Source organism: Brachybacterium sp. SYSU DS0246 (assembly GCF_059391765.1).
Genome location: NZ_JBZXYT010000014.1, coordinates 45,421 through 65,651 on the forward strand (window position 1 = coordinate 45,421; position 20,231 = coordinate 65,651).

Genomic DNA, 20,231 nt, shown 5'->3' on the forward strand with positions numbered 1-20,231 from the left:
CGGGCGCTGCGCCATGAGCAGGCCGGCCGTGAGCAGGGGCGGCGGGACTCGGGCGCGGCATGATGGGCGCGATCACGCAGGGCGGCGTGCAGCCATGCCCAGGCGCCGGCCCTGGACTATCTGCTGTCCCCGCCGAGCGCGCCGATGACGGACCTGACGACCAGGTCCACCCGTGCCCCCACATCGTCCGGCGCGGTGCTGCCCGGTGCCGAGAGGGCGGGGGAGCCGGCCGGGAGCTCGTGGGCTTCGTGCAGAAGTGCCAAGCACACCCGCCGGCCCCACGCGGTGTCATCGACGGTGATGTCTCCCGCGGTGTGCAGGCGCCTGAGCAGCAGATCCAGGCTCTGCGCGATCTCGGGATCCGATGCCGGTGAACCGGGCTCTTCCGGTCCCGGAGTGATGGAGAGGACGAACGGACGGGCCAGCTTGAGCTCGAAGATCCGCTCGACCACGCGATAGAACGCGACCAGGGGCGGCACGGTGGTGACGCGGGCCTGCTCGAGAGCCTCCCGGTAGCGCCGGTTCTGGTCCCGCACCAGCGCGTCGAGCAGCACCTGGCGCGAACTGAAGTGACGGTGCACGGTGGCGCGAGCGACCCCGGCGACCTGCGCGACACGGTCCAGGGACGCGTTGGGGTCGCCGGCGTAGACCTCCTGCGCGGCATCGAGGATGCGGGCGATGCTCTCCCGCGCATCTGCACGCAACGGTCGAGTCCGATCGGCGTCGTTCATCGGCTGCGCTCCATGAGGGCATCGTACTGCGCCGAAGCCTACCGTGTTCAGCCTGCAACTGAGACAGCTATGCCTCAGCTATTGACATAACTTCGATCCCGGGGTTTCACTACTCGTACCTCATTCAGTCGGACATCGGAGACACCATGGATCTCGACCTCGCAGGCAAGCGCGTACTGGTCACCGGAGCGAGCAAGGGAATCGGTCTGGCGACCGTGCGCGCCTTCCTCACTGAAGGGGCCTCGGTCACCGCGGTCGCTCGTCGCAGCACGCCTGAGCTGGAGGCCTCGGGGGCTGCCTTTGTCGCGGCCGACCTGGCGACCTCGGAGGGCCCCGGACGGATGGTCGACGCGGTGCTCTCGGCCGATCCGCGACTCGACGTCCTGGTCAACGCCGCCGGAGGAGGTGACGTACCGGATGGGGTGCTGGGCGATCCCTTCGGCGGGGACGACGGCATCTGGGACGCGACCTTCTCGCTCACCCTCTACTCGGCGGTGCGCACGATCCGTGCGGCGCTGCCGGCACTTGCGGCGACCCGCGGGGCGATCGTGAACATCGGCTCGGACTCGGTGCTGCTTCCGGGGAGCGTCCCCGCGCCGTACCCGGCCGCCAAAGCCGCGCTCATCACGTTCTCCCGTGGACTGGCGGAACGAGTGGCGCCGTCCGGGGTCCGGATCAATGTCGTCACTCCGTCGGCGACCCGCACGCCGCTGCTGACCGGAGCGGACAGCCTGGTGGCCAAGCTGGCGGCCGAGATGGGGGTCACGCACGAAGAGCTCCTCGAGCAGTTCCCGGCGCAGAACGGGATGGTCACGGGCAAGCTGATCGAACCCGATGAGATCGCCCGGACCATCATCCTGCTCTCGTCGCCGACCATGCCCAGCGCGGTCGGCTCGAACTGGGCCGTGCACGGCGGATCACTGAAGATGCCGGCGTGAGGGTGCCTGTTCAGGGGGCACGGTCGGGCCGATCCAGCCCGGCGAGCTGCCGCGCCAGGGTTCGCTGGAGGGCCGGCATCCGGCCCGCCAGGGACAGCGCGATGTTGCGCACCGGACGCGCCGCGCCGGGCACGGTGGCCAGCGACGTGAGCCGCCCGGCGAGACGGATGACGTGGCGGGCCTTGGGCAGCTGGACGTCGGAGTAGGTCTCGAGCACCGCGTCCGAGGCACCGTCGAGCACCTGCGCGAGGGCCCGGCCGAGATGGACGGCGTCATCGAGACCGAGGTTCATGCCCTGGCCGCCGGCGGGGGAGTGGACGTGGGCGGCATCGCCGGCGAGCAGGATCCGCCCGGCGCGGAAGGAATCGGCCAGTCGCTCGTGCACGCGGAAGCGGGAGCCCCAGATGACCTCCTCGACGACCGCGGGCCGCCGCTTCGGGCCGCGAGTATCGAGCAGGCGCTGGACGAAGGGGACGTCGGGATGCTCGGGCGCCTCGGGAACGGTGGCCACCACGCGGTGCAGCCCGTCGGGCAGCGGGACGAACACGAGCGTCCCGGCCGGGGAGAAGTACAGGATGGCGTCCCGGCCGGGCACGCCGGAGCTGAGCCGCACGTCGGCGAGGCTGAAGGGCTGCGAGACCGTATCTCCGGTGAAGCTGATGCCGGACTGCTCGCGCACCGTGCTGTGCATCCCGTCGGCGCCGACGACGTACTCGGCTCGCACCTGCCGTCCGTCCTCGAACGTCGCGATGACCCCGTCGGCCTCCCGGTCGAGCCGTTCGACGGTGGCGGGCCGGACCACCTCGCCCCCGAGCTCGCGGAGCCGGGCGAGCAGGTAGGCCTCGGTGTCCGCCTGGGAGAGCATCAGCGCGTACGGGTAGTCGGTCGGGAGGTTGCTGAACGGCGCCGGCACCAGGATCGCGTCCCGGTCGCGCACGGTGAAGCGAGGGGTGTGGACACCGCGCTCGACCATCTCCTCGACCACCCCGTAGGGGCTGAGCAGCTCCAGGGTCCGAGGATGGACCACCGCGGCGCGGGAGGTGTTCGCGGCCTCGGCCTGGGAATCGACGACGGTCACCTCATGGCCGTGGTGGCGCAGCACGACGGCGGCGGCCAGTCCTACGGGTCCGGCACCGACGACGAGGACTCGGGTGGTGGCGGGCAGCATGGCGGTTCCTTCGGTCGGTCAACGCGTGTTGACCTCAGTGGATCACCGCCCGGCGGGTATGTCAACACGCGTTGACCTAGGATGGGGCCATGAGACGCTCCGCCGCCGAGACCAAGCAGCTGATCCGCGCCGCCGCCCGGGAGCGCTTCGCCCGCGACGGGTACGAGGGCACCACGATCCGGGCGCTCGCACAGGACGTCGGGATCGACCCGGCCCTGGTCATGCGTCACGTCGGATCGAAGGAAGCCCTCTTCGCGGACGCCGTGGACCTCGATCTGCGCCTGCCCGACCTCTCTCAGGTCCCCGCCGACGAGATCGGCGCCGTGCTCACCGCGCACTTCCTGGACCGCTGGGAGGGGGAGGACGAGCTGCTGATGATCCTGCTGCGCTCGGCCGCCACCACGCCCGCTGCCGCCGACCGGCTCCGGGCGATCTTCGCCGAGCAGGTGGTGCGGGCCGTCCAGCAGCTCGGGATCGAGCCGGCCGACGCCCGCCACCGCGCCGGGCTGGTCGCCACCCAGATGCTGGGGCTGGGGATGTGCCGCTACATCCTCCAGCTGCCCCCGGTGGTCGAGATGGACCGAGGGCAGGTCATCGACGCCGTCGGGCCCACGCTCCAGCGCTACCTGGTGCCATAAGCTGGCCGCATGGCTTCTTCGCACCCGACGATCAGCGACGTGGCGCGTCATGCCGGCGTGAGCGCGATGACGGTCTCCCGCGCGCTGTCGGGCACCGGGAACGTCAGCCCCGGGATGCGGGAGAAGGTCGAAGCCTCCGCCCGTGCGCTGGGCTACCGGCGCAACGAGAATGCGCGCAGCCTGCGCCCCGGCCACCGCAGCGGCCTGGTGGGCGTGGTGATCACGAACCTCACCAACCCCTATTACGCCGAGCTGCTGGACGGCATCGGGGAGATCCTCGGGGAGGACGGCCGACGGGTGCTCGTCGGCATCTCGCACGAGGACGTGGCGCAGGAGGCCACGCTAGTCGCGGACTTCGTGGGCCGGCAGGCCGAAGGGCTCATCGTGGTCCCCGCGGGCGGCTCTACCGAGCACCTCCAGCCTGAGCAGCGTCACGGCGTGCCGCTGGTCCTCGCCTCGCGCCGGGAGGACGGGGTCGACGTCGACTCCGTGCTGGTCGACGACATCCGCGGGGCGGAGGAGGCCACCGCGCAGCTGCTGGCCGAGGGCCACCGGCGCATCGCCTTCATGGGCAACGCGCTCTCCGTCTTCACCGGTCAGCGGCGGTACGAGGGCTTCGAGCGGGCCCACCGCGCCGCGGGCGTCCCGGTGCTGGCGCAGCTGGTGCGCCGGGCGCAGCAGGACGTGCGCGCCGCCGAGGTCGCCGCCGGGGAGCTGCTCGCGCTCGAGGAGGCGCCGACGGCCTTCTTCAGCGCCAACAACCGCAACATGGTCGGCGTGGTGAAGGCCGTCCACGCCGCCGGCCGCGAGCGGGGCGTGGACCTGTTCGATGAGGTCCGGCTGGCAGGGTTCGACGACTTCGACCTCGAGGAGCTGGTCCCCGGGGACATCTCGATCGTCACCCACGACGCCCGCGAGCTCGGCCGGACCGCCGCGGAGCTGCTGGTCATGCGCCTGCAGGGCAAGCGGACGGACCGGCCGACGCGCACGATCGAGCTTCCCACCCGGATCCGTACGCGCCGCCGCAGCTCCGCCGCACCGGTCTGACTCAGGTCGCCAGCGGGTAGTCCTTCGGCCTCCAGCCGAGCAGGGCGAACACCTGGATCGCCCCGGCCTGGTGCAGGGTCTGCGCGGTGGCGGACGGATCCGGCGCGCCGCCGCCTCCGGCCTGGAAGGAGAACAGGCCGCTCTCGGCGTCCCGGTTCTCGTCCCAGAGCCGCTGGGCGTAGGGCTCCATGACGCCTTCGATCTCGCTCAGGGTCTCCGGCACGACGGTGGTCGACAGCAGCAGGTTGGCGAACAGGATCGCGTTGAAGATGACCGGCTGGGCGTACAGGGTCTCCTGCGCGCCCCAGTGGTCCAGCGCCCCGCGCAGGTCCTCCCGGGCGGCCTCGAGGTAGGAGGCCTCCCCGGTGGTGCGGTGCAGCAGCGCCGCCGCCCCGATCATCGCACCGGAGTTGTAGGTCCACAGCGTCTCGTTGACGCTGCCGTCGGTGTCGATGCTGTTGGCGTAGAGGCCGGGCCCGCGGCGCATGGTCTCGTGCACCCAGCTCCACGTGCGGTGGGCCCACTCGAGGTACTGCTCGTCCCCGGTCAGCTCGTACAGGTGCGCGGCCAGCTCCGAGGTCAGGGAGGTGACGTTGGTGGCCCCGCGATGGGGGTTCCAGTCGGCGTCGACCCAGTGCATGCCGCCGGCAGGGTCCCAGGCGCGGGGGAGGAACTCGAAGATGCGCTCGGCGGCGGCGAGGGCGTCGGGATCCTGCGTGATCCGGTAGCGGCGGATCTGTTCGAGGCCGATCACCGCGTTGTCGTCGAAGTAGGAGTCACCGCCCGCACCGAGCGGCGGCACCGGATAGGAGGCGTACGACCCGCTCTCATCGTCCCAGTAGTGCTCGAGGGCGTCGAAGCGTGCCTCGAGATCGGTGCCGTAGCGTGTGCCGGCCGGCGGGAGCCGGTCGAGGTCGACGGTGGCTGCGGCGGTCTCCCTCGCGGTCCACACGAAGGCGTACGGGTCGCCGGCCTCGCCCTTCTCCTCGAGGTGGAGTCGCTGCTCGGGCAGATACGTGTGGCGCTGCATGGCGGCGTAGGTGTCCGCGGCGCGCCGGCGCCAGCGGCCGCGGGCGGGAGCGGCCGAGGCGGGCGCCGCCGCCCACGGCAGCATCGCGGCAAGGCCCGTGGCACCGAGTCCGAGGGTCAGCGAACGGCGGGAGGGTCGGGGCACGCGGGTCATGAATCGCTCCTTGTCAGCAGCACCGCGGTCATCTCCCACGGTGCGAGGTCCACGGCGATCCCGCTCTCGCCGACGCTGAGGTCGGCGAGCGGATCACCCAGATAGGTGGCACGGTGCGCGGCGGCGACCGTGCCGGTCGGGCGGAGGAGCACGGTGACGGGCTCCTCGGCATAGGACTGCAGACGCACCAGGCGGGTGCCCGTCCTCCCGCCCGGTGTCACGCCGATCAGGCGCACCCGGTCGTCGTCCAGCTCCAACAGCGACCACTCGGCCGGGGCAGCGGCTGCGCCGCCCTGCCCGCCGGTGGCGAGCACCCCGAGCAGGGGATGGGTCAGCTGCGAGGCCGTCCGGTGCGCCAAAGCGGGCGTGGAGACGTCTTCGCCAGCGCGGCGCACGCCGATCGCGTAGCGGAACGTGGTCTCGAAGGCCTGCTCGACGGGGAAGTTGGTGTCCCACACGTTGTTGTGGATCCACGAGTACACGGTTCCCGGCTGGCGGGGCGACATGCTCTCGGGGAACGGGGCGTAGGGCAACGCGACCACCTCGGGGTGGACCAGCGGCGCGTCGGCCGTGGACCAGGCGACCGCCAGGGACTCGTCCTCGAAGGTCGCCCAGTCACGGATCGCCTTCATGTGCTGCGGGGCACCGGGCACCTCGGGCAGGTCCGGGCCGGTCACCCCGCCGGTGATCTCGTAGCGCGTGCGCGGCGCGTCGAGGGCGAAGGGGAAGGCGAAGAAGGCGCTCTCCTTCGTCATCGTGGTGGGCTTGGCCAGCCGGTTCTCGATCTCCACGTGCGCTGAGTCGCGGGGCAGGCGCAGGGTCACCCGCGCCCAGTCCACCCCGTCGGCCGGGAACTCGTAGGTCAGGCGCTGCTCGACGGGGGTGCTGGTGTGCTCCAGCAGCACCGCGGGCTTGGCGAGGCTGCGGCTGCCCAGCAGCTCGAGCTCCTCGGAGGAGGAGGTCTTGTTCGACTGATGGTTGTAGCCGGGCGCCGAGGTGTACGTGTCGTAGAGGTAGGCGTTCATGCCCACCACGGCGTCCTGGGCGACGAGCTCGCGGCCGGTGGCCTTGTCGAGGATCGAGGCGATGCAGCTGCGGGCGAGGTCGACCTCGACGCGGAGGTGCTCGTTCTCCAGGACAGTGCCGGTGTCCGACGGGGCCGGCTCCTCGGGCTGCTCGGTCGGGCCGAGTTCGGCGGTGAGGCGCACGGCGCCCGTTGCCGGCACGTCCGGCACCCGCACCCGCAGGAAGTGCCCGGCGGCGCGGTTGTCGGGGTTGGTCTGCGGCACGGCCTCGTGGGGGAGCGCCTCGCCGGTGCGGGAATCGCGCACCACCAGCGGCTGATCCAGCGGGGAGCGGGCCTCGCTGATGAACAGCGAGGCGGTGCCGCTCTGCACCAGAGAGGTGGGGTTGATCGCCGCGAACGTGGCGATCGCCTCCGGGTCCTCCCGGAGGCCGACGCCGGCGTGCGCGGCCGCCGTGTCCAGCAGCAGCTCAGCATCGTCACGGGCCTCCAGGGCCCGGGCGAACTTCCAGTGCCACTGCTCCTCGCCGGCATTCCGCCCGGTGTCAGCGGTGGTCCAGGGATCCGAGGCGCCCCAGGTGTGCTCGTTGAACAGCGAGATCTCCTCGTGCAGCCGGCGCGCACGCTCGGGCTCGGAGGGGATCGACTCGCCGCCGAGCTCGCTGCCGACGGCGCTGACCAGCTGGGCGTCGGTCAGCAGCGCCTGGGCGCGGCGGGCCATGGCCTGCGGGCGCGCGCCGCTGCCGATGCCCTCGACCCACCAGTCGCCCCAGTCGCCGGTGAGAGTGGGAATCTGCTCTCCCACGCGCTCCTCGGCGGCGCGGAAGAAGTCGGTGTGGGTGGACATCTGCAGCCGCGGGAAGTCCCAGGTCCGGTTCCACTGCTCCACGATGCGCGACTGCAGCAGCGTGGGCGGGGCGTTGTCGCTGTGCCGGCCCAGGACCCGCATGTGCAGGATGTCGTGCGGGTACGGCTCGCGGTCCTCCACCGCCGGGCCGTGCCAGCCGAAGGCGCCCGGGGCGTAGGGGTAGCCGTTGGTCGCCAGCGAGGTGAGGTAGGCCGGGAGGTACTCCTCGACGCTGTCGTAGTCGCTGGACAGGCCCACGTTCGCGCCTTCCATGTAGGCCAGGCCGTGCGGGGAGTCGGTCATCCACACCAGCACGCTCTCGCCGGAGGGGGAGGCCCACCGGAACAGGCGCGGCAGATGCTGGCCGCCGATCAGCTGGGGCACCGAGCGGCCGGCCCAGTTGTGCGCCACCGAGAGGTAGGAGATGTCCTGCTGGGCCAGCGCCGCGGGCAGGCCGACGGGCTGGCCGGGCACGTCGGTCTGCATGGCGGAGTGGATCTCCACGCCGTGCTCGCGGCGCAGGTCGCGCTGGATGCGCAGCAGCTCGTGCAGCTCATCGGTGGAGCAGGTGTCCATGTGCAGGTTGTAGGGCAGAGCCGTCAGCTCGATCTGCCCGGCCCGGACCAGATCCATGAACGCCTCGACGTGCGCGCGGGGCCGGGACTCGATCCAGGCCACGAACGGTTCGAGCGCCTCCACGGTCCACCGGAACTGCGCCTCGGCGGGCAGGTCGCGGGAGGCGCGGGCGAACTCCACGCAGGAGTCGAAGAAGTTCAGCTGCTCGCGCATCACGATGCCCTGCGTATCGGTGTACCCGATGTCGTAGTGCGAGTGCTGGACCAGGTGGATGGACCATTCGCGCACCGGGGCCTGCTCGAGGGTCACGGCGGCGTCGGCGCCCAGGTCCGGCAGTTCCAGGGTGATCTGCCGGGTCTCCTCGGTGGCCGGGACCAGCGCGCGGACGCTGCCGGCCGGCCCGGGCAGGGTCTGCACGGGGACCGACGACCCGTCGGCCTCGCGCAGGCGGACCTGGCGGATGTGTCCGGGGTCGACTTCGCCGTCGATCAGCAGGCGGATCGACTGGTGCATGCGCCCGTCGACGCGACGCAGCAGGGGCTCGGGGAGAGCGCGGAGGCGGCGGCCGCCGAGGACGGCCTCGGCGGCCACGGCGCGGTCGACGAGCCCGGCGCGGGCTCGGTCGAGGGACCAGGGTTCGTCTTTGACCAGTGCGGTTGTCATCGAGGGGACCAATCGTCGTCAGGTGCGGTGGGTCGGGGGCCAGCGGTGCTCAGGGCGCCAGGCGCAGGGCGCCGACGAAGAACCGCTGGAAGGACAGGAACAGGATCACCGTCGGCAGCGAGGCGATGATCCCCGCCGCCAGGATGACCGGCGGGCCGAGGCCGGCGTACTGACCGTTCAGCTCCGCCAGGGCCGCCATCAACGGTCGCACGTTGGGGCTGGTCGAGAGGGTGATCCCGAACAGCAGGTCGTTCCAGGTGGCCAGGAACTGGAACAGGAACGCGGCGATCAGGGCGCCGCGGGCCAGGGGCAGGTGGATGCGCAGGAACATCACGATCCAGCTCGCCCCGTCCAGCTGGGCGGCCTCCATCATCTCCTTCGGGGCGGTGGTCATGTAGTTGCGCACCACGAAGAAGGCGAAGGGGATCGCCAGGGTCGTGTAGATCAGCAGCATCCCGTACTGGGTGTCGTACAGGGACGTGGCCGCGTACCCGTTGAACAGCGGCGAGAGGAACACCTGCAGCGGCAGCAGGGTCCCGGCGTAGATCGCCCAGAACCAGATGGCGGGGTGCCGCACGGGCATCACCACCACGGCGAACGATGCCAGTGCGGCGATGAGCACCGAGAGGACGCCGGCCCCCGCGGAGTACAGGAAGCTGTTGACCATCGCCTGCCCGATCGCGGCGGTCTCGAAGGCCACGCGCAGGTTGGCCAGGAAGTCGAAGGACACGAACCACCAGCTCGGCCCGGAGTAGGCGTCGGCGGCGGTGAAGGAGTTGACCACGACCAGGTAGGAGGGGATCAGCCAGATCACCGCCACCAGGATCAGCAGGGCGCCATGCAGACGTCGGATCATCTCGAGGGTCCTTTCCTCAGGCGGTCGTCCGCAGCTGGCGGCGCAGGTAGATCCAGGAGGCGGCGAGCACGATGATCGTCAGGACCACGGCGACCGCGGCCCCGTAGCCGTAGCGGCTCAGCGTGAACGTCTGGCGGTACATCGTCAGCGCCAGGGTCTCCGAGGCCGTGCCGGGGCCGCCCTTGGTCAGCAGCCAGACGATGTCGAACGTCTTGAGGCTGGCCACCAGCGACATCCCGACCACCACGATGGTGATGGGCTTTAGCTGGGGGAGGATGATGCTGACCAGCATGCGGGGGCCCGTGGCCCCGTCCAGCCGGCCGGCCTCGATGGTCTCCGGCGGGATGGACTGCAGACCCACCAGGAACAGGATCATCGCCGCCCCGGTCGCCTGCCAGGTGGAGGCGAGGATCATGACGATGGTGTTCATCGGCCACTGCAGCAGCCATTCCTGCTGCAGGGCGGTCAGCCCGAGCATGCCGAGCATGTCGTTGATCGCCCCGTCGGTGGCGAGCATGAAGTTCCACAGGATCGCGGTGGTCGCCCCGGAGAGGGCGTAGGGCAGCACGACGGCGAAGCGGGCGATGCGCCCCCAGCCGAGGTTGTTGGTGCCCACCGCGATCAGCAGCCCCAGCAGCACCGGCAGCAGCAGGCTGCCGACGGTCCACATGCCCGTGTTGACCAGGGAGCGGCCGAAGTTCGGATCGCCCACCAGCGTCACGTAGTTCTCCAGCCCCACCCAGCTGCGCTGCAGGCCGTTGTCGCTGAAGAAGCTGCGGTAGACGGTGACCACGAAGGGCGTGAACAGCACGACGGCCACCAGGGCGACGGCCGGGGTGAGGAACAGGGCGAGCACACCGCGGGTGGTCCGGGTGCGGGTGGGGGCGGCAGGTCGGGCGGAGGTCGACGTCGTCATCACAGGTTCCACTTCTTCCATTCGTCCTCGGCGCGCTTCTGCATCTTCGCCAGCGTCGCCGTGGCGTTGTGCGAACTGGGCGAGGCCATGAAGGCGCCCAGCTCCTGGACGTTGCCCTCGACCATCACCGGCGGGGACGCCTCCCAGTAGCGGGTGGCGAACTGCGGTGCGGTCTCGGCGACCGTCGTGGCCAGCTCCTGGACCGCGGGCACGGGCGGCAGCGCCTCGAGGTTCGCCGAGAGATCGTTGAGGAAGTCGACCCAGACCTGCTGGACATCGGTGCGCAGCCAGGAGCCGAGCACCGCCAGCGCCTCCTCGCGCTTGTGCGCGTTCTCGGCGACGGCCAGCGCCCCGCTCTCGGTGACGATGGTCGGCGCGGCCGACGGGTCCACGGGCGGGACCATGAACAGTCTGAAGACGTCGCCGAGGCCGGCCTGGACGTAGGTGTTGGCGTTCCAGGTGCCGTAGAGGTTCATCCCCACCGTCGCCTCCTCGAAGCGGCCGGGGACCTCGGGAACCGAGAAGTCCGGCGGGGAGAAGATGCCGCGGTCGTACAGCTCGGCCCAGGTCTCCATCGCCTCGACGGCGACGTCGTCGAGGTAGGAGGCCCGGCCCTCGGTGAGGTCGGTGTAGAAGTCCGGGTCCAGGCCGTTGACCAGCTGCTGGAACCAGATGATCGCCTCCCAGGTGCTGGTGCCGCCGCTGGCGATGGGGGTGATGCCGTCGGCCTTGAGCTCGTCGGCCACGCCGAGGAGGTCGTCCCAGGTCTGCGGGGGCTGCAGGCCGAGCTTGTCGAACGCCGGCCGCGAGTAGAACATCGCGTAGTAGGACTGGTGCAGCGGGACCGCGTAGGGCGTGCCGTCGACGCTGAAGCTCTCCCTCATCGCGGGGTCGACCCACTGCTGGGCCTCCGCCTCGTCCCAGATCTGCGTGAGGTCCGCGAAGATGCCGCTGCGGGCCACGTCGCGCAGCCGGTAGCCGTTCCACCACTTGACCAGGTCGGTGGTCGAATCGGTGCGGGCCGAGGTGCGCACGATCTGCTGGTAGCTGCTCACGTCGGGAGTGGCGCGCACGGCGATGCCGTGGCCGGTCTGCTCGCGCAGCAGGTCCCCGGCGTCGGTGAGGCCGGGCGCCCAGGTGGGGTTGTCGTTGCTGAGCGTCACGTCGGGCCCGGGTGCGGCCCGGGTGAGCGTGCCGCGGGCGCATCCCGGCAGCAGGGCGACGGCACCGGCCGCTCCTGCGGCGGACAGTGCGGTGCGTCTGCTGACCGGCGTGGTGATCCGAGTCGTCGCTGACACCGGGGCTCCTATCTCTCTCAGGGCACATCGGCAGCACGGAGAGGACTACCGCGCCGGAGTGACGGCACGAAGGTAACGTTAACAGCGAAGGCGCGCAAGGGGCTCGTCTGGGGTTGGCGCCGATGCTGCAGGTAGATGCAGACAAACTCGGGCCGATGGCCCCTTGGTGTCCGAGGCGCCTCGTCAGGTGCGGGTAACGCGGTGGTAGCGATACCCGCACGCGTCGGGTGTCAGGCCTCCGACGTGCCCAGGACCGCGCCGATCATGCTCGCCTGCTCGGCGGGCAGCACGCCGCGCACCACGTGCGGGACCTGCTCCTCGCCCCCTATGGAGGCGGCGAGCCTCCGGCGCAGCGTCGGGAGCAGCAGATCCTCGGAGGCGGCCATGGAACCGCCGATGACCAGGCGCTCCGCCCCGAAACGCTGCAGCCAGGGAGCCAGGGCGCGGCCGAGGGCGTCCATCCCGGTCTCGAGGGTCGCGATGGCATCACGGTCGCCGGTGCGGGCGCACGCGGCGATCTCCGCGACGTCGGCGGGTCGGCCGGTGCGCTCGCGATAGGCCTGGCGCAGGGCGCGGCGGGAGACGAGGTACTCGACCGGGGCACCGTCGACCTCGGCGAGGTGCAGGTTCCCGTCGGGCGGGACCTCGGGCCCCGAGCTGAGGCAGCGTCCGCGGTCGACGAAGGCGCTGCCGATCCCCGTCCCCAGCGTGATGGCCACACATCGGTCCACGCGCGCGCCGGCGCCGGCCGCCCATTCACCCAGGCCGAAGGCCTCGGCGTCGTTGACGAAGCGCACCGATGCGGGATCGCGGTCCCAGCGCGCCGCGAGCCCGCCGCGCATGTCCACCCCGCTGAGCTGGGCGAACTTCGCGACGCCCTCGAAGTCGCCGTGGCCCCGCGCGTAGTCGAAGGGGCCCGGGATGGCGAGCGCGACCCGCTCGCTGCGGCGGCTGTGCTCGCGGGCGCAGTCGGCGATGCGGTCCAGGATGACCTCGGCCGCAGCGTCGGCGTCCAGCGGGTCGCGCCGTTCCTGACGGACCTCCTGCCCCCGCGCGACGAGGGCGGAGGAGACGTGCGTCCCGCCGATGTCCACCGCGGTGACGGTGCTCGCTGTCTGTGGGTCGAGGGGCATCGGCCCATCCTTCCGTGTTCGCGGCGCGTGTGGCATGCTGTGGTAACGATACCAAGCAGATGAGCAGGAGCACGATGCGGATCCCAGCCAGCGCCGCGGCGCGCAACTATGACAAGCAGCCCGTGATCGAGGTCCCCGGTGGCCACGAGGCGTGGCGGGGATCCGGGGCCTGGACCGCACTGGCGGAGCATGCCCACGGGGGCACCATCGTCATCGACGCCTATCCCGGCAGCGACCTTCCGGCCCTGATCGCCGCGGCCGATGAGGCGATGCCGGAGGCCGTCGTGATCGACGTGGAGGAGGAGGCGGCGCTGCCGCCCGAGACCATCGCCGCCCAGATCGAGGGCGACCTCACCGACGACCGGGTCTTCGGGATCATGTCCCATCACCGGCTCGAGGAGTTCTACGACGCCGCTCGCCTGCAGGCGCTGGCCGATCGCGTCGTCGGTGATCCCCTCCAGCACGTGCTGATCGGGTGGGGCGCGGCGCTGGTCCCGCTGGAACCGGCGACCCTGGTGCTGGCCGATCTGGCGCGCTGGGAGATCCAGCAGCGCTTCCGCCGGGGCGGGGGCAACTGGCGCGCGGGCAACGGCGAGGACGACGCACTGCGGAAGTTCAAGCGCGGCTACTTCGTCGAATGGCGCACGGCCGACCGCCACAAGCTGAGCCTGTTCGATCACCTGGATTTCCTGCTGGACGCCAATGCCTCCGTCGATGAGGTCAAGCTGACCACCGGTGATGCCCTCCGTGTGGGCCTGGAGACTGCCGCGCGGCGCCCCTTCCGGGTGGTGCCGTTCTTCGATCCCGGGGTCTGGGGCGGTCAGTGGATGAAGGAGGTCTGCGGTCTGGATCCTGAGGCCGCCAACTACGCCTGGTGCTTCGACTGCGTCCCGGAGGAGAACAGCCTGCTGCTGTCCGTCGGCTCCGAGGTGCTCGAGATCCCCGCCCTTGACGTGGTGATCAGCCACCCGCGCGAGCTGCTCGGCCCACAGACCTTCGCCCGTTTCGGCGCGGAGTTCCCGATCCGCTTCGACTTCCTGGACACCATCGGCGGCGGGAACCTGTCGCTGCAGGTCCACCCGCTGACGGAATACATCAAGCAGACCTTCGGCATGACCTACACCCAGGACGAGAGCTACTACATGCTCGACGCCGACGAGGACGCGAAGGTCTACCTCGGGCTCAAGTCCGGCATCGACCCCCGGGAGATGGAGGCCGCGCTGCGCCGCGCGGAGACAGGGGAGGCGCCCTTCGAGGCGGAGGAGTACGTCAACACCTTCCCGACGCAGGCGCACGACCACTTCGCGATCCCGGCCGGGACCGTGCACGCCTCCGGCGCCGGATCGATGGTGCTGGAGATCTCCGCGACGCCGTACATCTTCACCTTCAAGATGTGGGACTGGGGCCGGGTGGGCCTGGACGGCATCCCGCGCCCGATCCACCTCGACCACGCCATGGCCAACGTCCAATGGGACCGCGACACGGAGTGGATCCGCGAGCAGCTGGTCAACCCCGTCGAGCCCGTGGCCGAGGGGGACGGCTGGCGCGAGGAGCGCACCGGGCTGCATGAACTCGAGTTCATCGAGGTGCGCCGGCACTGGTTCACCGCGCCCGTCGAGCACGACACCGAGGGCACCGTGAACGTGCTGAACCTGGTCCAGGGCACCGAAGCGGTCATCGAGAGCCCCGACGGAGCCTTCGACCGCTTCACCGTGCACTACGCGGAGACCTTCATCGTCCCCGCCGAGGTGGGCCGGTACCGGATCCGTCCGCTCGGCGAGGGCGAGCACGCGACGGTCAAGGCGTCCGTGCGCGGCACCGAGATGCGTCGGCGCTGATGTTCGTCGAGATCACGAACGAGCCCAGGCCCTATGCCTGGGGATCACGCACGCTCATCCCGGAGTTCCTCGGACGCGCTCCCAGCGGGTACCCGGAGGCAGAGCTGTGGCTGGGTGCGCACCCGCTGTGCCCCAGCCGCATCCTCGACCCCTCCCGTACCGGCGGTCACGAGCACCTCGATGCCTGGATCGCGGCCGAGCCGGAGCGCACGCTGGGTGCTGACCGCGACGGTGACGAGCTGCCGTTCCTCATGAAGCTGCTGGCCGCCGGCGAGCCGCTGTCCATTCAGGTTCACCCCGATGCTGAGCAGGCCCGGGAGGGGTTCGAGGCGGAGAACGCCCGGGGCGTTCCCGTCGACAGCCCGGTGCGCACCTACAAGGATCCCCGGCACAAACCCGAGATCGCGCTCGCCCTCGAGGATCCTTTCGACGCGCTGGCGGGGTTCCGGCCTCTCGAGCGCACTCGGCGGCTGCTCACCGAGCTGAGCGAGCGAGCCGCCCACCGGCCGGATGCCCAGCGCATCCTGACCCAGCTGGCCGCGCAGCTCGAAGGGCCGACGGAGCCCGCCCTGCGGCAGGTCATGGCGCAGTTCCTCGACGACACCGCCGCTGCGCCGCTGCTGGACGCTGTCACGGCCGCGGTCGCCGAGCCGGCCGTGGACGGGGAGTTCGCCGCCGAGATCACCACCCTGGCCGAGATCGCCGCCGCCCGGCCCGGTGATCCCGGGCTGCTGGTCGTCCTGCTGCTGAACCGCGTCACCCTCGAGCGGGACCAGGCCGTCTACCTGCCGCCGGGCAACGTCCACGCCTATCTGCGGGGCCTCGCCGTCGAGGTCATGGCCGCCTCCGACAACGTCGTGCGCGCGGGCCTGACGGGAAAACATCTCGACGTCGACGAGCTCCAGCGCATCACGCGCTTCGCGGAGACCCCGGGACCCGTCCACACGGCGGAGCAGCCCGCCGAGGGCGTGGCGATCTACCGTCCCGACGAACCCGACTTCCAGCTCAGCGTGCTGAGCGCACCGGCCGACGGCGAGGTCTCCGCCGAGCTGAACGGCCCGGGGATCGCCCTCGTCCTGGACGGCGCCCCGCAGCTGCGCGGCCGGCACGAGAGCGCCGCCCCGACCCGCGGCCAGGCCCTGTTCATCACTCCCGATGAGTGCTCGCTGCACGTGTCCGGGACCGGCCGGATCGCGCTGGTGACGACCGCGAGCTGACCCGCCAACCTGCGGCTCAGCGGACCTTCCGGCGGTAGATCGCCGCGGCCCCGGCCCAGGCGATCACGAGAGCGCCCAGGAGCCAGGCCAGGGCCACCCAGATGTCCCCGCCGACGGGTTGCTCGGCCAGCAGCGCCCGCAGCGTGTCCACGACGGCGGTGACGGGCTGGTTCTCCGCGAACCAGGCGACGGGACCGGGCATCGAGGACGTCGGCACGAAGGCCGAGGAGACGAAGGGCAGGAAGATCAGCGGGTAGCTGAACGCGCTCGCCCCGTCGACGCTCTTCGCCGACAGCCCTGCGATCACAGCGATCCAGGTCAGCGCCAGCGTGAAGAGCACCAGGATCCCCGCCGCCGCGAGCCAGGCGAGGACGGAGGCGCCGCTGCGGAACCCCAGCAGCAGCGCCACGGCCACCACGATCGCGAGGGAGGCGAGGATGCCGATCACGGAGGTCAGCACGTGCGCCCACAGGACGCTGGAGCGGGCGATGGGCATCGAACGGAGTCGCTCGACGATGCCCCCTTGGATGTCCAGGAACAGGCGGTAGGCCGTGTAGGCCACGCCCGAGGCGACCGTGATCAACAGGACGCCGGGCAGCAGGTAGTCCACGTACGACCCGTCCGAGCCGATGTCGATGGCGCCGCCGAACACGTACACGAACAGCAGCAGCATGGCGATCGGGGTGACGGCCGTGGTGATGATGGTGTCGGGACTGCGCAGGATGTGGCGCAGCGAGCGGCCCGTCAGGGCACGGGTGTCGGCCAGGAAGTGGGCGGTCATGACTCGTCCTTGTCTGCGGTGGGTCCGACGAGGGAGAGGAACACGTCCTCGAGTGAGGGCTGCTTCTCGACGTACTCGACCTCGGCGGGCGGCAGCAGCCGCTTGAGGTCGGCGAGGGTCCCGCTGCGGATGATCCGGTCCTCGTGCAGGATCGCGATGCGGTCGGCGAGCTGCTCGGCCTCGTCGAGATACTGCGTGGTCAGCAGCACGGTGGTGCCGCCGTGGGCGAGCTGGGCGATGGTCTGCCACACCTCGATCCGGGCCTGCGGATCCAGGCCCGTGGTGGGCTCGTCGAGGAACAGGATCGGCGGGTCACCGATCAGGCTCATCGCGATGTCGAGGCGGCGGCGCATCCCGCCCGAGTACGTGGAGGCGGGGCGCGCGCCGGCCTCGGTGAGGGAGAACCGCGCCAGCAGGTCGTCCGCGATCGCGCCGGGCTCGGGCAGATGGCGCAGCCGGGCGACCAGCACGAGGTTCTCGCGGCCGGTGAGGACGCCGTCGACCGCGGTGAACTGGCCGGTGAGGCTGATCGACTCGCGGACCCTGCCGGGATCGGCGGCGACGTCGTACCCGTGGACGGTGGCGCGTCCCGCGTCGGCGCTGAGCAGCGTCGCCAGGATCCGCACGAGGGTGGTCTTGCCGGCGCCGTTGGAGCCGAGCAGAGCGACGATGCTGCCGGGCGCGACCTCGAGGTCGACGCCGCGCAGGACCGGCATGTCGCCGAACGACTTCTTCAGGCCCCGCACGCTCAGGGCGGGCTGTATGGGCTGTGCCGGCTGGGCAGTCATGGGGTGTTCCTCTCAGGGCGCTGGACGACGATGTCGCCGTAGCGGGTGCTCGCGGTGAGCTGGGCGGTGGTCTCGTGGTCTGCGGGCCCGTCGGTGGGCGTGAGCCGGTTCCGCACGGACCCGTGTTCGGTCTCGACGTCGAGATGGGCGGCTGTCCCCTCGGGAACGCCCACCTCGAGGGATCCGTAGGACGTGGTTAGGGTGGCGGTCCCGCTGGCGAATCTGCCGATGCGGATGCCAGCGTGCGAGGACTTCGCGACCAGGTCGCCGCGAAGGTGGGCGACGGAGATGTCGCCGTGGGCGCCGCGGATCTCGAGGGACCCGCTGACACTGGCGACAGTGATGGTCCCGTTGCTGGCGCGGAGGGTCCCTTCGCCGCCGATCTCGCCGACCCGCACCGAGCCGGCGCCGGCCGTGATGGTGGCCGGGCCGTCGAGGCGACCGGCGATAACGGAGCCGGCGGAGACTGTGAGGTCCACGCGCCCGGCATCGTCGAGTCGGGCATCACCACTGGTCAATGCCATCTCGACGGTGCCGAGCGGACCCTCGGCCACCAGCGAACCGCTCTTGCCCCGGACGGCGGAGCCCGCGGGCAGCTCGACGGTGATGCTCGCCGTGCCGGCCGCGAAAGGGTTCAGGTATTGCTTCCAGGCGCCGGGGTGGGCGATGGCGACGGCATCGCCGCGCTGATCGACCGTGATCTCCTCGGCGGCGCGGACGCTGCCGGACGTGCCCGGATCGGCAGGCAGCACGGTCACGACGACGTCCTCCCGCTCGGAGGCGACGACGTGGACGGTGGCGAAGGGGACCTCGACGGTCAGGGATATCGGGCCGGAGGCACTGAAAGTGGGCATGGGGTAGCTCCAGAGGCGGTGTCGTGTGGTGTCAGGCGGGGCCAGGTGGTGTCAAGCGGCGCGACTCAGTGTGTCCAGCCGGTCAGGCGCCTGCCGGATCCCTGCCGTGCGGTGGGCCGGCCGGCGTGCTGTTCGAGGGCTGCGGCGACGGCGCGCACGAGCCAGGTGTTCACCGAGACGCCGTCGCGGGCGGCGGCGACCTCGGTCTGGCTCTTGAGGTGATCGGGCAGGCGAAGGGTGGTGCGGGAAGTGGCGGCGCTCTCCACGTCCACGACCGGTTCGTTGTGGCCACGTGCGGGTTCGGGCTCGTGGCCAGGGGACGGGGCGGCCGGCGGATCCACCACGAACTCGGGCTCGCCGCCGCGCAGGCGCACGTCGACCGCGCCGGGCGCGAGCTCGGCGGAGATCTCCCCGGCGGCGTCGGAGAGGGCCTGCAGCAGCACCAGGCGGACAGCGGCATCGAGTGGGGCGGTGAGGCGATCGGCGAGTTCGCGGGCGTCCTCGCCCCCGGCGGCCGCGGCGGTGGCGAGCTGGTGCTGCAGCTCGTCGACGTATCGGTTCACGTCCATGACACCACTATGACACCATTGTGACGTCAGTGTAAGGGGGCGTTGTGGCCGCGGGCTCATGCACGGCACCGGGGACTGCTGGCCGTCAGTACGCGGAGGCCCGACCATGTGTTCGGTCCGCGCGGAGAGTCTCCCTAGCGTGCCGCGTGCCCGCAGTCTTCGAGGCAGCGGCCAGGATTTCGGGGTCCGCCGGTCCGATCCCGGTGACAAGAATGTCTCCGTCTCCTCCCCGACCTCCGCGCTGTCGGACTGCTCACGCCGCCCCTCCGGTGCGAGCGCCGGAGCGTAAGCTGGGAAGGTCGACCATGGTCGTCACCGGTCGGCGGCTTGTCGGCCGGCCTACAACGGGACGGACGATGCATGCCGGACCACGGCGCGGGCGCTCCTGCGAATTCTGTTCAGCAGCTGTTGCTGGACAGCGAAGACATCACGAGCTTCCTCGGGGAGTTCACGTCTCTTCTGGCCGAGCGGCTCTCGGACGGCGAGGGAACCGCGTGGTGCGCAGTCAGCCTCCTGCGCGAGAAGAGAGCGGCCACAGCAGCCGCCTCCAGCCCTCAGGCCGAGGCGCTGGATGAGACGCAGACCAGCTTCTCCGACGGACCCTGCCTGGCGGCGATCCGCGAGCACACCATCATCCGCGTCGGCGATACGCAGGACGACACTCGGTGGCCCGAGTATCACGCCATCGCCTCGAAGGAGGGTGTCCGTTCGGTGCTGGGGATCCCGTTCGAGCTCGGCGAAGAAGGATTCGCGGTCGTGAACATCTACTCCCCGACGCCGAACGACTTCGGTCCCGAGAAGGTCGAGCTGCTCGAGCACGAGGTCCGCCAGGCCTCGAACGCGCTGCGGCTGGCAGTGCGGATGGCGCGACTGCGGGAGACCGAGAAGGATCTTCACGCCGCCATGGAATCGCGAACAGTCATCGATCTGGCGGTGGGCATCGTCATGGCCCAGAACCGGTGCGCGCAGCAAGAGGCGGTCGCGATCCTCAAGGCGGCCTCGAGTCATCGCAACGTCAAGCTGCGCGAGCTGGCCGCGGAACTCGTAACCAAGCTCGACCCCGCGGAGCCGAACACGCACTTCGACGCCTGAGGATGGTCTGAACCACAGCTGGGTTCGATCTGATATGGACCGCTGGTAGAATCCTTTTCGCTGGTCAAGCATGG

At 71.0% G+C, this 20,231-nt stretch carries 18 protein-coding genes; 6 read left to right on the forward strand and 12 right to left on the reverse strand.

Annotation, left to right across the window (positions count from 1 at the left end):
- Positions 1–116: 116 nt before the first annotated feature.
- Positions 117–731: a TetR/AcrR family transcriptional regulator gene (locus AC5020_RS08790; protein ID WP_377018042.1), complete on the reverse strand. Its 615-nt coding sequence runs from the start codon at positions 729–731 to the stop codon at positions 117–119.
- A gap of 146 nt (positions 732–877) precedes the next feature.
- On the opposite strand from AC5020_RS08790, the gene AC5020_RS08795 reads away from it, so the two are divergent.
- Positions 878–1,669: an SDR family NAD(P)-dependent oxidoreductase gene (locus AC5020_RS08795; RefSeq protein ID WP_464987998.1), complete on the forward strand. Its 792-nt coding sequence runs from the start codon at positions 878–880 to the stop codon at positions 1,667–1,669.
- Between the two features lie 10 nt (positions 1,670–1,679).
- On the opposite strand, the gene AC5020_RS08800 is transcribed toward AC5020_RS08795, so the two are convergent.
- Positions 1,680–2,837, reverse strand: a complete 1,158-nt coding sequence (locus AC5020_RS08800; RefSeq protein WP_464987999.1) for an FAD-dependent oxidoreductase — start codon at positions 2,835–2,837, stop codon at positions 1,680–1,682.
- Positions 2,838–2,926: 89 nt separating this feature from the next.
- Here AC5020_RS08800 and AC5020_RS08805 point away from each other — a divergent pair, with 89 nt between their 5' ends.
- On the forward strand, positions 2,927–3,475 hold the full coding sequence (locus AC5020_RS08805; protein WP_464988000.1) for a TetR/AcrR family transcriptional regulator: 549 nt from the start codon (positions 2,927–2,929) through the stop codon (positions 3,473–3,475).
- 9 nt (positions 3,476–3,484) lie between these two features.
- A complete protein-coding gene (locus AC5020_RS08810) occupies positions 3,485–4,522 on the forward strand; it encodes a LacI family DNA-binding transcriptional regulator (RefSeq protein WP_464988001.1) in 1,038 nt (345 codons plus the stop codon).
- A gap of 1 nt (position 4,523) precedes the next feature.
- On the opposite strand, the gene AC5020_RS08815 is transcribed toward AC5020_RS08810, so the two are convergent.
- The 6 genes from AC5020_RS08815 to AC5020_RS08840 form a co-directional block, all read right to left on the reverse strand.
- Positions 4,524–5,705 (reverse strand): glycoside hydrolase family 76 protein, encoded by a 1,182-nt coding sequence (locus AC5020_RS08815; protein WP_464988002.1) that lies wholly within the window; start codon positions 5,703–5,705, stop codon positions 4,524–4,526.
- Positions 5,702–8,815, reverse strand: coding sequence for a glycoside hydrolase family 38 N-terminal domain-containing protein (locus tag AC5020_RS08820; protein ID WP_464988003.1), 3,114 nt, complete (start codon positions 8,813–8,815; stop codon positions 5,702–5,704). The genes AC5020_RS08815 and AC5020_RS08820 overlap by 4 nt, the downstream gene beginning before the upstream one ends.
- A gap of 49 nt (positions 8,816–8,864) precedes the next feature.
- Positions 8,865–9,671, reverse strand: coding sequence for a carbohydrate ABC transporter permease (locus AC5020_RS08825; RefSeq protein ID WP_464988004.1), 807 nt, complete (start codon positions 9,669–9,671; stop codon positions 8,865–8,867).
- A 16-nt stretch (positions 9,672–9,687) separates the two neighbouring features.
- Positions 9,688–10,587 (reverse strand): carbohydrate ABC transporter permease, encoded by a 900-nt coding sequence (locus AC5020_RS08830; RefSeq protein WP_464988005.1) that lies wholly within the window; start codon positions 10,585–10,587, stop codon positions 9,688–9,690.
- Positions 10,587–11,885, reverse strand: a complete 1,299-nt coding sequence (locus tag AC5020_RS08835) for an ABC transporter substrate-binding protein (protein ID WP_464988006.1) — start codon at positions 11,883–11,885, stop codon at positions 10,587–10,589. Before AC5020_RS08835 ends, AC5020_RS08830 begins: the two co-directional genes overlap by 1 nt.
- 230 nt (positions 11,886–12,115) lie before the next feature.
- Positions 12,116–13,018, reverse strand: coding sequence for an ROK family protein (locus AC5020_RS08840; RefSeq protein WP_464988007.1), 903 nt, complete (start codon positions 13,016–13,018; stop codon positions 12,116–12,118).
- A gap of 74 nt (positions 13,019–13,092) precedes the next feature.
- On the opposite strand from AC5020_RS08840, the gene AC5020_RS08845 reads away from it, so the two are divergent.
- Both AC5020_RS08845 and manA read left to right on the forward strand, forming a co-directional pair.
- Positions 13,093–14,856, forward strand: a complete 1,764-nt coding sequence (locus AC5020_RS08845) for a class I mannose-6-phosphate isomerase (protein WP_464988008.1) — start codon at positions 13,093–13,095, stop codon at positions 14,854–14,856.
- Positions 14,856–16,073, forward strand: a complete 1,218-nt coding sequence (gene manA, locus AC5020_RS08850; protein WP_464988009.1) for a mannose-6-phosphate isomerase, class I — start codon at positions 14,856–14,858, stop codon at positions 16,071–16,073. The genes AC5020_RS08845 and manA overlap by 1 nt, the downstream gene beginning before the upstream one ends.
- Positions 16,074–16,089: 16 nt before the next feature.
- Here the strand turns inward: manA and AC5020_RS08855 are convergent, their stop codons facing one another.
- From AC5020_RS08855 to AC5020_RS08870, 4 genes are all read right to left on the reverse strand, one after another.
- Positions 16,090–16,854: an ABC transporter permease gene (locus AC5020_RS08855; protein ID WP_464988010.1), complete on the reverse strand. Its 765-nt coding sequence runs from the start codon at positions 16,852–16,854 to the stop codon at positions 16,090–16,092.
- Positions 16,851–17,642 (reverse strand): ABC transporter ATP-binding protein, encoded by a 792-nt coding sequence (locus AC5020_RS08860; protein ID WP_464988011.1) that lies wholly within the window; start codon positions 17,640–17,642, stop codon positions 16,851–16,853. The genes AC5020_RS08855 and AC5020_RS08860 overlap by 4 nt, the downstream gene beginning before the upstream one ends.
- Complete coding sequence (locus AC5020_RS08865; protein WP_464988012.1) at positions 17,639–18,496, reverse strand: DUF4097 family beta strand repeat-containing protein; 858 nt, start codon at positions 18,494–18,496, stop codon at positions 17,639–17,641. Before AC5020_RS08865 ends, AC5020_RS08860 begins: the two co-directional genes overlap by 4 nt.
- Before the next feature lie 65 nt (positions 18,497–18,561).
- Positions 18,562–19,065: a hypothetical protein gene (locus tag AC5020_RS08870; protein ID WP_464988013.1), complete on the reverse strand. Its 504-nt coding sequence runs from the start codon at positions 19,063–19,065 to the stop codon at positions 18,562–18,564.
- A gap of 360 nt (positions 19,066–19,425) precedes the next feature.
- Here AC5020_RS08870 and AC5020_RS08875 point away from each other — a divergent pair, with 360 nt between their 5' ends.
- Positions 19,426–20,157 carry a GAF and ANTAR domain-containing protein gene (locus tag AC5020_RS08875; RefSeq protein ID WP_464988014.1) on the forward strand — a complete coding sequence of 244 codons (732 nt, stop codon included), beginning with the start codon at positions 19,426–19,428 and terminating at the stop codon, positions 20,155–20,157.
- Positions 20,158–20,231 lie beyond the last annotated feature (74 nt).

Excerpts from the sequence above, each read along its gene's own strand:
- AC5020_RS08855 (WP_464988010.1), bottom strand. The coding sequence starts at position 16,854 with ATGACCGCCCACTTCCTGGCCGACACCCGTGCCCTGACGGGCCGCTCG.
- AC5020_RS08805 (WP_464988000.1), top strand. The coding sequence starts at position 2,927 with ATGAGACGCTCCGCCGCCGAGACCAAGCAGCTGATCCGCGCCGCCGCC.
- AC5020_RS08820 (WP_464988003.1), bottom strand. The coding sequence starts at position 8,815 with ATGACAACCGCACTGGTCAAAGACGAACCCTGGTCCCTCGACCGAGCC.
- AC5020_RS08810 (WP_464988001.1), top strand. The coding sequence starts at position 3,485 with ATGGCTTCTTCGCACCCGACGATCAGCGACGTGGCGCGTCATGCCGGC.
- AC5020_RS08860 (WP_464988011.1), bottom strand. The coding sequence starts at position 17,642 with ATGACTGCCCAGCCGGCACAGCCCATACAGCCCGCCCTGAGCGTGCGG.
- AC5020_RS08865 (WP_464988012.1), bottom strand. The coding sequence starts at position 18,496 with ATGCCCACTTTCAGTGCCTCCGGCCCGATATCCCTGACCGTCGAGGTC.
- AC5020_RS08825 (WP_464988004.1), bottom strand. The coding sequence starts at position 9,671 with ATGATCCGACGTCTGCATGGCGCCCTGCTGATCCTGGTGGCGGTGATC.
- AC5020_RS08795 (WP_464987998.1), top strand. The coding sequence starts at position 878 with ATGGATCTCGACCTCGCAGGCAAGCGCGTACTGGTCACCGGAGCGAGC.
- AC5020_RS08800 (WP_464987999.1), bottom strand. The coding sequence starts at position 2,837 with ATGCTGCCCGCCACCACCCGAGTCCTCGTCGTCGGTGCCGGACCCGTA.
- AC5020_RS08790 (WP_377018042.1), bottom strand. The coding sequence starts at position 731 with ATGAACGACGCCGATCGGACTCGACCGTTGCGTGCAGATGCGCGGGAG.
- manA (WP_464988009.1), top strand. The coding sequence starts at position 14,856 with ATGTTCGTCGAGATCACGAACGAGCCCAGGCCCTATGCCTGGGGATCA.
- AC5020_RS08845 (WP_464988008.1), top strand. The coding sequence starts at position 13,093 with ATGCGGATCCCAGCCAGCGCCGCGGCGCGCAACTATGACAAGCAGCCC.
- AC5020_RS08840 (WP_464988007.1), bottom strand. The coding sequence starts at position 13,018 with ATGCCCCTCGACCCACAGACAGCGAGCACCGTCACCGCGGTGGACATC.
- AC5020_RS08870 (WP_464988013.1), bottom strand. The coding sequence starts at position 19,065 with ATGGACGTGAACCGATACGTCGACGAGCTGCAGCACCAGCTCGCCACC.
- AC5020_RS08815 (WP_464988002.1), bottom strand. The coding sequence starts at position 5,705 with ATGACCCGCGTGCCCCGACCCTCCCGCCGTTCGCTGACCCTCGGACTC.
- AC5020_RS08830 (WP_464988005.1), bottom strand. The coding sequence starts at position 10,587 with ATGACGACGTCGACCTCCGCCCGACCTGCCGCCCCCACCCGCACCCGG.
- AC5020_RS08875 (WP_464988014.1), top strand. The coding sequence starts at position 19,426 with ATGCCGGACCACGGCGCGGGCGCTCCTGCGAATTCTGTTCAGCAGCTG.